Genomic DNA, 10,999 nt, shown 5'->3' with positions numbered 1-10,999 from the left:
AAGTATGAATGGCTTGTGGAGGGTTTATGCAGCATCTTGTATTCGTCTATGGCACATTGAGACAAGACCAGTCTAATCACCACTATTTGCAGTATTGTGAGTTGTTGGGATGCTTTGATACACCAGAGGCATTTGCCCTTTTTGATTTAGGTGCCTATCCGGCGATGATTTTTGGAAAGAAAAGTGTCGCTGGCGAGGTCTATATCATTAACGACGAAATTTTGGAGTCGCTTGATCGGCTAGAAGATGTTCCTGTTGAGTATCGTCGCGAGCAAATAGAGACTATATTTGGATTAGCATGGGTATATTTGTATCAGCTTGATCTAACAGCTAATAAAGAAATACTTTCGGGTGACTGGTGTAAACGGGACAACCCTCAGTAGCTATGTGTTTTGAGTGATCAAACAAAAAGCCAGCATGTGAATGCTGGCTTTTTTAATGGCGTTATTTTGAGAAATAAACGAGAGGATTAGTCTTGGTTAAGTTCAAGAAACTCTTCTACTTTGCGAACCATGTCTGTTGAGCCAACAAAGAAAGGTACACGTTGGTGTAGCTCAGTCGGTTTGATATCCATGATACGTTGAGCACCGTCTGAAGCGATGCCGCCCGCTTGTTCCATAAGGAAAGCAATTGGGTTGCACTCGTAAAGCAAACGCAGCTTACCTTGAGGGTGGCTTTGTGTGCTTGGGTATAAATAGATGCCGCCTTTCAGCAGGTTACGGTGGAAATCTGATACTAGAGAGCCGATGTAACGAGAGGTGTAAGGGCGGTTGTCACTCGGCTCATCTTCTTGGCAGTACTTGATGTACTTTTTAACACCCGTTGGGAAGCGGAAGTAGTTACCTTCATTGATCGAGTAGATCTTGCCTTCATCAGGGATGATCATGTTTTCATGAGATAGACAGAAGGTACCTAGTGATGGGTCGTAGGTGAAACCATTTACGCCAGCGCCTGTTGTGTAAACAAGCATGGTTGAAGAACCGTAAATTACATAACCCGCAGCAACTTGCTTGTGCCCAGGTTGTAGGAAATCTTCTTGTGTTGGCGGAGTACCAATCGGTGATACTCGACGGTAGATAGAGAAGATTGTACCAACCGATACATTCACATCGATGTTTGAAGAACCATCAAGTGGATCCATCAATACGACGTATTTTGCGTTTTTGTTGAGCTCTTTATTGAAGGCAACGGCTTCGTCTTCTTCTTCACTCGCAACACCACAAACTTGGTCTCGGGCTTCAAGTGCAGCTTTAAACTTGTCGTTCGCGTATAGGTCTAGCTTTTGTTGCTCTTCACCTTGAACGTTGTCTGTACCAACGGCGCCAGTAATGTCGACAAGACCTGCTTTGTTAATTTCGCGGTTAACAATTTTCGCAGCAAGACGAATTGATGACAAAAGGGATGATAGATCACCGCTTGCATGGGGGAAGTCATTTTGTTTTGCAACAATGAATTCACCAAGGGTGCGCATCTCAGACATGTTATTTCCTTAAACTTCTCTGAATATTAGGGGGGATTTGAGCACTGTAGAATTAGCCTCTTATATGGACTTTATTCATCTAGACGCTTACCTAAATTCTAAAGGTTAGATCTTTTTAATGGTAATGAACTAAGCGACACAGATCTCACTTACTATGTCGACTAAATTTGTTTTGCATTGTGGCTCGCTTTTAATCGCCATTTAATGATAATGAGTGCAAGTAGTTTGATTTAGACACGGCTCATTTAGCCAAGCGTTTGGAAGCAATATATGCATATTCATATCTTAGGAATTTGTGGCACCTTCATGGGTGGTGCTGCGGTATTGGCTCGTCAATTAGGTCACAAGGTTACGGGTAGTGACGCGAATGTTTATCCTCCAATGAGCACCTTGTTGGAGTCTCAGGGGATTGAGATTATTGAAGGATTCGAACCGAGCCAATTAGAACCAAGACCTGACTTAGTGGTCATTGGCAATGCGATGAGCCGTGGTAACCCGTGTGTTGAGTATGTCTTAGATAACAACCTTAGATACACATCAGGCCCTCAGTGGTTGCAAGAGTTTTTACTGCATGACCGTTGGGTTTTGGCGGTATCCGGAACGCATGGCAAGACAACAACATCGAGCATGCTGGCTTGGATCCTTGAAGACTGCGGTTATGCACCGGGCTTTCTTGTCGGAGGTGTGCTTGGTAATTTTGGTGTCTCTGCTCGCCTTGGTGAAAGCATGTTCTTTGTGGTTGAAGCCGACGAATACGACAGTGCTTTCTTTGATAAGCGATCTAAGTTTGTTCATTACCACCCAAGAACGTTAGTGATGAATAATCTCGAATTTGATCATGCAGATATTTTTGATGATCTTGAAGCGATCAAGCGACAGTTCCATCATTTGGTTCGCACAGTGCCAAGTAATGGCCGTATTTTCTCACCAAAGCAAGATACCGCGATCCAAGATGTGTTATCTCGTGGCTGCTGGAGTGAAACTGAGTTGAGTGGTGAACTCGGTGATTGGGATGCCAATAAATTAGTTAAAGACGGCTCTAAATTTGAGGTGTATTTCCAAGGCGAATGTGTTGGAACCGTGTGCTGGGGTTTGGTTGGCGATCATAACGTAAGCAATGCTTTGATGGCGATTGCGGCGGCAAGACATGTTGGTGTTACGCCTGATTTAGGGTGCGAATCACTGGCGACGTTCATTAATACCAAGCGTCGCTTAGAGTTTAAAGGCGAAGTAGCTGGTGTTTCTGTCTATGACGATTTTGCACATCACCCAACTGCGATTGAACTTACGCTCGGTGGTTTACGTAATAAGGTCGACTCGAAAAAAATCATTGCCGTTTTAGAGCCTCGTTCCGCCACCATGAAGCGTGGTGTGCACAAAGAAACTTTGGCTGATTCGCTCAAGCAGGCGGATTCTACCTACTTATTCCAACCGGATAACATTGATTGGTTTGTACAAGACGTTGCCAATGCGTGCCATCAACCCGCACACGTGAGTGATGACATGGACGCATTCGTTGCTAAAATTGTCTCAGAGGCACATGCGGGAGACCAAATCTTGGTAATGAGTAATGGTGGCTTTGGTGGTATTCACCAGAAACTGTTGGATGGGTTAGCACTAAAAGCTTAACCGATCCAAGACCTTACAATTTGAAGTAATTGAGAACATGACAAAACACGATAAAGCTATAACCCTCGCTTTCACTGGCGCATCTGGTGCGCCTTACGGACTGCGTTTACTTGAATGCTTATTGGCGGCAGATTATCAGGTCTATTTACTGATATCGTCGGCAGCGCGAGTGGTGTTGGCGACAGAGCATGCACTTAAGTTACCTGCTGGGCCTGACGCAGCGAAACAAGTTTTGGTGAAGCATTTAGGTTGCGACCCAGAAAAGTTGGTGGTGTGTGGTAAAGATGATTGGTTTTCTCCGGTTGCCTCTGGTTCAGCAGCGCCGAAGCAGATGGTGGTGTGTCCATGTTCTGCGGGAAGCTTGGCTTCAATTGCTCATGGCCTATCAGATAACCTGATCGAGCGAGCTGCAGACGTAGTGATGAAAGAGCGAGGTCAGCTGTTGTTGGTGGTTCGGGAGACGCCATTTTCTACGCTGCATCTAGAGAATATGCACAAACTCTCGACCATGGGCGTGACGATAATGCCTGCTGCTCCGGGTTTCTATCACCAACCTAAGTCGATCGAAGATCTGGTCGATTTTATGGTGGCGCGCATTCTGGATCATCTCAGTATCGAGCAAGGTTTAGTGCCTCGTTGGGGTTACGATCAACGTAATTGATCCAAACTTGATAGCTTATTGTTAAAAATCGAATTACAATTCCGGACACTCATCGGGGAGCGAACCATTCAAATAACGAATGCGAGCTGAGATCAAGCAAGTGCTTGGGACCCGTAAACCTGAACCAGATAATGCTGGCGTAGGAATTGAGTTAGGAACAACCTCTACCGTTCTCCTCCCTCAAACCTGTGCCGCTCAGACCATGGAGAGCGTCCAGTGAAATTCACATTAACAACCCTTGCTGTTACTACAGCCATCTCTTTTTCTGCCGTTGCTGCAGACAATACTCTAACTGTATATACCTATGACTCTTTTGCTGCGGATTGGGGCCCTCGTCCTGCCGTCGAAAAAGCATTTGAAGAAAAGTGTGGCTGTGATGTGAATTTTGTCGCGCTAGAGGATGGCGTGTCTATTTTAAATCGCTTACGTCTTGAAGGTGGTAACAGCAAAGCTGATATCGTATTAGGCCTAGATAACAATCTAATGGCTGAAGCGAAAGCGACGGGCTTATTAGCTGAGCACAATGTTGATACGTCATCAGTGACACTTCCTAACGACTGGAACGACAGTACTTTTGTACCTTATGATTTTGGTTACTTTGCGTTTATCTATAACAAAGAAAAATTAGCAAATCCGCCTAAGAGTTTGAAAGAATTGGTTGAGCAGCGTGACGACCTCAAGGTTATCTACCAAGACCCACGTACTTCAACGCCAGGTCAAGGCATGATGCTATGGATGAAGTCTGTTTATGGTGATGAAGCGACAGACGCGTGGAAGAAGCTCGCTCAGAAAACGGTTACTGTGACTAAAGGTTGGTCTGAGGCTTACTCTATGTTCCTAGAAGGCGAGTCGGACTTAGTCCTGTCTTATACGACTTCTCCGGCTTACCACATCATTGCAGAAAGTGATTCTAAGTATGCAGCAGCAAGCTTTGAAGAAGGTCATTACACTCAAGTCGAAGTGGCAGCTAAGGTAAAAGGCAACAAGAACGAAAAGCTGGCTGATGAGTTTATGGCATTTATCTTAAGTGACGAGTTCCAATCAGCGATGCCAACGGGTAACTGGATGTACCCAGTGACTGACATCGAACTACCAAAAGGGTTCGAGCAGTTAACAGTACCGCAGAAAGCTCTGAGCTTTACGCCTGAAGAAATCGCCGCTAAGCGCAAGCCTTGGATCCGCGAATGGCAGAGTGCGCTTACTTTTTAACGTAGTATTTAAAAACTAGCTTTCTGTATTTAAAGGTTCGTTCGATATACTTTGAGCGAATTATTTACGGTAAAAAATCAATTTATGATAAAGAAAACACCTAAGGTCGGGATCTGGGTTGCGATACTCATTACCGCCTTCGTGGTTTCAGCAGTTGGGGCATTGCTTAGCAATGCCCCTTCTCTTGATATCAGCCAAGTGTGGTCCGATCCTTACTATTGGCATGTAACGAAATTTAGTTTTTATCAAGCAACACTCTCAACGGTGCTTAGTGTTGGCTTTGCTATACCTATTGCACACGCTCTGTGCCGTAGACAATTTTTTGGGCGAGCTTTGTTGTTAAGACTGTTCGCGTCGACTTTGGTTCTGCCGGTGTTGGTCGGTGTATTTGGTTTGCTGGCGATTTATGGCAACAGTGGCTGGTTAGCTAAATTTTTGGCTAACTTCGACATTGAATTGCCATTCTCGATTTATGGTTTGAATGGCATTTTGCTCGCGCATGTCTTCTTTAATCTGCCTTATGCTAGCCGTTTACTTTTACAAGCTTTGGATACCGTGCCTGCCGAGCAACATAAACTGTGTGCTCATTTGGGTATGAGTCATTGGAATAAATTTAAATCGGTCGAATGGCCTCGTTTAAGGCAACAACTACCACATGTTTGTGGTTTGGTCTTCATGCTGTGCTTCACTAGCTTTGCTACTGTAATGGCTCTTGGTGGCGGCCCGAAATCGACCACTATCGAGCTAGCCATCTATCAAGCGATTAAGTTTGATTTTGACCTGCAGGCGGGTGCGTTACTTGCAATATGGCAAATGCTGCTGTGTGGTGTGTTAGCGGTGAGTATTCAGCGCTTGTCTAAGCCTATCTCCGTGACAGCCAGTCAGCTGTCGGAAGAGAAATATTTGGTTAAGGACAGCTGGTGGTCAAAAGCTTGGGATAGCTTTTGGATCATCGTTGTCTCAATGCTGGTATTACCGCCTTTAACTATGGTTATCTTTAGTGGCATTAACTCACAAGCTTTAACTGTGCTTAGCAGTGACCCTTTTTGGGCTGCGTTAATGACCTCGGTTCGTGTCGCTTCTTTGGCCAGCGTTATCGCCGTTTTTATTGGTATTGCGATACTGCTGACCAGTCGTGCGTGGCGCTTGCAGAACAAGAATTTTAGAGCCGATAAAATCGAGTTGATAGGCACTATTATTTTAGTGACGCCGGGGCTAGTGATCAGTACTGGTCTTTTCTTATTGCTGCGTTCATTTACCGATGTGTTCAGCTTAGCTTTCTTTATTGTGATCGCCGTGAACAGCTTGATGGCACTACCTTATGTGATTAAAACCTTAGCTCAACCTATGCTGCACCTTTCTCAGCAGTATCAGTATGTGTGTGCGAGTTTAGGGGTAACTGGCTTCACCCGATTCAGGCTCGTGGAGTGGCGAGCATTACGCAAACCTATGGCGCACGCATTCTCGATTAGCTTCATGTTAGCGATGGGCGACTTAAGTGCGATTGCTTTATTTGGTAGCCAAGACTTTAGAACGCTGCCTTTGTATCTATTCCAATTGTTAGGCAGCTATCAGATGGAAGCCGCCGCCGTTGTTTCGGTCAGTCTACTGTTGTTGAGTGTGGGCAGTTTTAGTCTGATTGAATTTTTATTTACTCGAACCTCAAATCTCAATGCTAAAAAGTTAAGGAACCGATGATGTTAGTGATGAAAGATGTGGACTACCACTATCACCAAGAGTTGTTTCGTTTTGATTTTCAAGCAGAGCAGGGCGACATTATTGCATTGATGGGGCCAAGTGGTGCGGGTAAATCAACACTGCTGGCGCTGGTTGCTGGTTTTATTGAGCCTACCTCGGGTGAGATCTCTGTAGCAGGGCAATCCTTGATAGGTAAAGAGGCGCATCAACGCCCATTGGCTATGTTGTTCCAAGAACATAATCTGTTTGCCCATCTTACCGTGCGTGAAAATATTGGTTTAGGGCTGCATCCAGGGTTAAAGCTTACTGCAACCCAAAAGCTTGAAGTTGAGCAAGCTGCCGCACAAGTTGGGGTCGCGGAGTATTTGGATAGATTGCCTGAGCATTTATCGGGGGGGCAACGTCAGCGTGTTGCGCTAGCTCGATGTTTTGTACAGCCGCATGCTATTTGGCTGCTTGATGAGCCCTTTTCAGCGCTTGACCCTTTGCTTCGTGAAGAGATGCTGAGCTTAGTGAAGCGATTAGCAGCAGAGCGAAACATTACTGTTTTGATGGTGACACACCACTTAGGTGATGCACGCAGTATCGCGAACAAGTTTGTGTTTGTGGCACTGGGTAAGGTTTTAGTCGAAGACTCGATAGATGCGCTAACTGTCGATCATCCACAAGGCGAATTGAGTTCCTTTGTTCGAGCAGGAGAATAACGAGCGAGTCTCGATATTGAGCATTTTTTGATATTGAGAGCGTCGAATACAAAAAGACCTAGCATGTGCTAGGTCTTTTATTATCTTTCTGAGTAAGGGAAGCAAAAATTAGTCGCCTAGCTTTAGCTCTTTTAAGATTTGGAAGATTTCACGAGAAGACTTAGCCGGTTTATTTGCCGCTTTCTCTTTGTTAGCTTGACGAGCTAGCTGACGAAGACGTTGACGGTCTGCTTCAGGGTACATATCCATAACGTCTGAAATGGCAGCATCGCCTTCAGCAACAACGCGGTCACGCAGTTGCTCTAGTTTGTGCAGTTCAACTGTTGCTTGAGAGTGTTTGTTGCGAATCTTATCTAAAGCCGCTTGAATCGGCTCTGGATCTACATTGCGCATTACTTTACCAATGTATTGAAGCTGACGGCGCTTTGCTTCATTTTTAAAGCGCTGCGCATCTTTAATCGCTAAAGCCAGATCTTCAGACAAAGGAAACTTATCAAGAATAGAAGGCTTTAGTTCAACAAGCTCTTCTCCCAGCTTTTGCAGGGCGTCCATGTCCGTTTTCATTTCAGTCTTACTTACCCAGATGATTTCTTCTTCGGGTTCCCATGGGGCTTTTTGGTTTTTGCGAGCCATCTTTTCTGCCTATGTCACTATCTCAAACGAATATATTGCCTATTTTAGCAAGAATCTTGGGGAGAAAGCGAAATTCTTGTTATCCTACGTAATATTGACCTCAAAAATTAGAATAGATATGGATGTAAAACAGCAAGTCGCCCAGCAAAGAGTTGAGCTAGAAGCCGCAGTAGCTAAAGCGTTGGATATGGCATCAGTGAGTGCAGACGCAGCTGAGGTCGCTATTACTAAGTCAACGGGTTTAAGTGTTTCAACACGTATGTGTGAAGTGGAAAACGTTGAATTTAATAGTGATGGTGCTCTAGGCATTACTGTTTACCGCGGCCAAAAGAAAGGCAGCGCATCTACATCTGATCTGAGTGAGAAGGCGATTGCTCAAACCGTCGCAGCCGCGCTCGATATTGCTCAATACACTTCTGAAGACCCATTTGCAGGTCCAGCACCTAAAGAATATATGGTGAAAGAAATTCCTGATTTGGATCTTTTTCACCCTGATGAGCCGAATCCAGACTATGCCGCTGAGATTGCGATTGCTGCTGAAAGACAAGCACTCGCTTACAGCGACAAGATCAAACAAAGTGATGGTGCAAGCTACGACAGCCATTATGGCGTTAAGGTTTATGGTAATAGCCACGGTCTATTGGCCAGCTTCGCATCAAGCCGTCATAGTACAAGCTGTTGTGTGATTGGTGAAGGTGCTAACGGCGAAATGGAGCGTGACTACAGCTACACCGTTGCACGCCACCGTGATGAGCTATGGACACCTGAGCGAGTAGGTCAAGAAGCCGCAGAAAAGACCATTAGCCGTTTGGATGCGAAGAAGCTTCCAACAGGTCAATACCCAATAATGTTCGCTAACGACGTCGCTACAGGCCTAATTGGCCACCTTGTGATGGCAATTAGCGGTGGTAACCTCTACCGTAAGTCTTCGTTCTTACTGGATCACCTAGGTCAGAAAATCCTACCAGATTGGTTCAATATCTCTGAGCGTCCACATATCCTGCGTGGTTTGGCTTCAAGCCCGTTCGACAGCGAAGGTGTTTACACTCAAGATCGTGAAATTATCACTGATGGTGTGTTAGCAACTTACCTTCTTACTAGCTATGCAGCACGTAAGATGGAAATGACACCGACAGGCCATGCTGGTGGTATCCATAACTGGTTCGTTAAATCTACCGGTCAAAACTTTGAGCAAATGCTAAAAGAACTAGGCACAGGTTTCCTTGTAACTGAAGTGATGGGTCAAGGTGTGAACACCGTCACCGGTGATTACTCTCGTGGCGCAGCAGGTTTCTGGGTTGAGAATGGAGAGATCCAATACCCAGTATCGGAAGTGACGATCGCTGGCAATCTAAAAGACATGTTCACTCAGGTTGTAGCGGTAGGTAACGACGTTGAAACACGTTCGCAAATTCAAACCGGTTCTATCTTGCTTGAGTCGATGAAAGTCGCGGGTGAGTGATTTGTTTAATTTGCTTTAGTTTTAATCTGAAGCTCAAGCCTGAAGCTTAAATTTGACGCATTAAAAAAGGGAGCCTTGAGCTCCCTTTTTGTATTCAGCGTATTAACTTAAAATAGGCTATCTGTGTATTCACACTAGATAAGCATAGTTTAGATGAGTATGGTCGCTAAGCCTAAGAACACCGATAGGCCAATCACATCGGTTACCGTGGTGAGAGCCATACCGCCAGCAAGCGCGGGGTCGATATTCATCTTCTTTAGCATCACAGGGATGGTTACACCTGCAATACCCGCGACAATTAAATTAGTCATCATCGCTGCTGAGATAATGCCTCCCAAGATCCAATTGCCTTTCCAAGCTACGACTATACCGCCAATGATAAGGGCCCATAGAATGCCGTTAAGGAAGCCAATAGAGGCTTCTTTGAGCAGAAGTTCGCGTTTGTTACTGTCACCGATGTGACCAAGTGCTAAACCACGAATGACCAGAGCGACGGTTTGGTTACCAGCAACACCGCCCATGGACGGTACGATGGTCATCAAAACAGCGATGGCTGCCATCTCATTCAGTGTCGCTTCAAACATGTTAGACACAGACGCTGCGGCGAGTGCTGCTAAAACATTTGCACCTAACCACACACTACGGCGACGAGCGGATTTGACGACCGGAGCGAAGGTATCTTCGTCATCGTCCATACCCGCCATACTCATCATCGAGTGTTCAGCATCTTCACGAATGACATCAACCACGTCATCGATCGTGATACGACCGACAAGGTGTTGATTACTATCGACCACTGGTGCAGAAACCCAATTACGACGTTCGAAGAGGCTGGCGATATCAGAGGCACTGGTTTCAACCGCGATAGCTTCGTCGGCATCTTCCATCACTTCGGAAATCGCAACATCAGGTTGCGTCGTAATCAGCGTGCTGAGCGATAGGTTACCAATGAGGCGTTCATCATCGTCGATAACATACAATGCATCGGTAGCGTCAGGTAATTCACCACGCATACGCAAATAACGCAGGACGACCTCAACATCGACATCACCACGGATCGTGATTACGTCGGTGTTCATTAACGCACCCGCTGAATCTTCTGGGTACGATAGTGCCGTTTCAACTAACGCACGATCAACGGAGTCCATTTGAGAAAGGACTTCGCGGGAAACATCGTCGGGTAGGCTTCGAAGTACGTACGCGACGTCATCGGTTTCCATACCTTCGGTTGCTTCTGCCAAGGTTTCAGGTGCCATTTTTGACACAAGAGCATCTTTGACGTCTTCGTTTAGCTCATCAAGAATTTCACCGTAGTCTTCAGGATCGGTGAGTTGCCAGAGTACATCACGACTTTTGCGAGGGGAGGCTTCTAAAAGGTGTGCAATATCTTCAGGTTCCATGTCCTGAAGTAGTCGGCGTACGTGAACAAATCGGCCGTTTTCTAGGGCTTCACTGACTTCTTGGAGGGTTTGGTGAGCTTGGTCGAATTCTAATTGCTCTGCCATATTTTCCTCCTATCTCAT

General features: G+C 45.6%; 10 protein-coding genes and 1 riboswitch. Of the genes, 7 read left to right on the top strand and 3 right to left on the bottom strand.

The genetic code is table 11. The features are described from left to right. Nucleotides 1-26: 26 nt before the first annotated feature. The gene (locus ACMAZD_RS15620) at nucleotides 27-383 is read left to right on the top strand and encodes a gamma-glutamylcyclotransferase family protein (RefSeq protein ID WP_435247876.1); all 357 of its coding nucleotides are present in this window, start codon (nucleotides 27-29) and stop codon (nucleotides 381-383) included. A gap of 86 nt (nucleotides 384-469) precedes the next feature. Here the strand turns inward: ACMAZD_RS15620 and fbp are convergent, their stop codons facing one another. Beyond that, nucleotides 470-1,480, bottom strand: coding sequence for a class 1 fructose-bisphosphatase (gene fbp, locus ACMAZD_RS15615; protein WP_435247875.1), 1,011 nt, complete (start codon nucleotides 1,478-1,480; stop codon nucleotides 470-472). Between the two features lie 270 nt (nucleotides 1,481-1,750). Between fbp and mpl the strand changes: the two genes are divergently transcribed. From mpl to thiQ, 5 genes are all read left to right on the top strand, one after another. After that, entirely contained in the window at nucleotides 1,751-3,109 is a 1,359-nt protein-coding gene (mpl, locus tag ACMAZD_RS15610) for a UDP-N-acetylmuramate:L-alanyl-gamma-D-glutamyl-meso-diaminopimelate ligase (protein WP_435247874.1), read from the top strand. A 37-nt stretch (nucleotides 3,110-3,146) separates the two neighbouring features. Further along, nucleotides 3,147-3,770, top strand: coding sequence for a flavin prenyltransferase UbiX (locus ACMAZD_RS15605; RefSeq protein ID WP_435247873.1), 624 nt, complete (start codon nucleotides 3,147-3,149; stop codon nucleotides 3,768-3,770). A 43-nt stretch (nucleotides 3,771-3,813) separates the two neighbouring features. Then, nucleotides 3,814-3,933, top strand: a riboswitch (TPP riboswitch). 53 nt (nucleotides 3,934-3,986) lie between these two features. After that, nucleotides 3,987-4,979, top strand: coding sequence for a thiamine ABC transporter substrate binding subunit (gene thiB, locus ACMAZD_RS15600; RefSeq protein WP_435247872.1), 993 nt, complete (start codon nucleotides 3,987-3,989; stop codon nucleotides 4,977-4,979). 84 nt (nucleotides 4,980-5,063) lie between these two features. After that, nucleotides 5,064-6,677 (top strand): thiamine/thiamine pyrophosphate ABC transporter permease ThiP, encoded by a 1,614-nt coding sequence (thiP, locus tag ACMAZD_RS15595; RefSeq protein ID WP_435247871.1) that lies wholly within the window; start codon nucleotides 5,064-5,066, stop codon nucleotides 6,675-6,677. Continuing rightward, a complete protein-coding gene (gene thiQ, locus ACMAZD_RS15590) occupies nucleotides 6,677-7,381 on the top strand; it encodes a thiamine ABC transporter ATP-binding protein (protein WP_435247870.1) in 705 nt (234 codons plus the stop codon). The genes thiP and thiQ overlap by 1 nt, the downstream gene beginning before the upstream one ends. A gap of 108 nt (nucleotides 7,382-7,489) precedes the next feature. Here thiQ and yjgA read toward each other — a convergent pair whose 3' ends face one another. Then, nucleotides 7,490-8,014, bottom strand: a complete 525-nt coding sequence (yjgA, locus tag ACMAZD_RS15585; RefSeq protein WP_017107760.1) for a ribosome biogenesis factor YjgA — start codon at nucleotides 8,012-8,014, stop codon at nucleotides 7,490-7,492. Nucleotides 8,015-8,132: 118 nt separating this feature from the next. Between yjgA and pmbA the strand changes: the two genes are divergently transcribed. Next, nucleotides 8,133-9,476 (top strand): metalloprotease PmbA, encoded by a 1,344-nt coding sequence (gene pmbA, locus ACMAZD_RS15580; RefSeq protein ID WP_435247869.1) that lies wholly within the window; start codon nucleotides 8,133-8,135, stop codon nucleotides 9,474-9,476. A gap of 149 nt (nucleotides 9,477-9,625) precedes the next feature. Here the strand turns inward: pmbA and mgtE are convergent, their stop codons facing one another. Then, a complete protein-coding gene (mgtE, locus tag ACMAZD_RS15575) occupies nucleotides 9,626-10,981 on the bottom strand; it encodes a magnesium transporter (RefSeq protein WP_435247868.1) in 1,356 nt (451 codons plus the stop codon). Nucleotides 10,982-10,999 lie beyond the last annotated feature (18 nt).

It is taken from the genome of Vibrio sp. nBUS_14 (assembly GCF_051201655.1).
Classification (GTDB): domain Bacteria; phylum Pseudomonadota; class Gammaproteobacteria; order Enterobacterales; family Vibrionaceae; genus Vibrio.
Note: the sequence above shows the minus strand (reverse complement) of the source record. Positions and strands in the feature narration are given on the sequence as shown.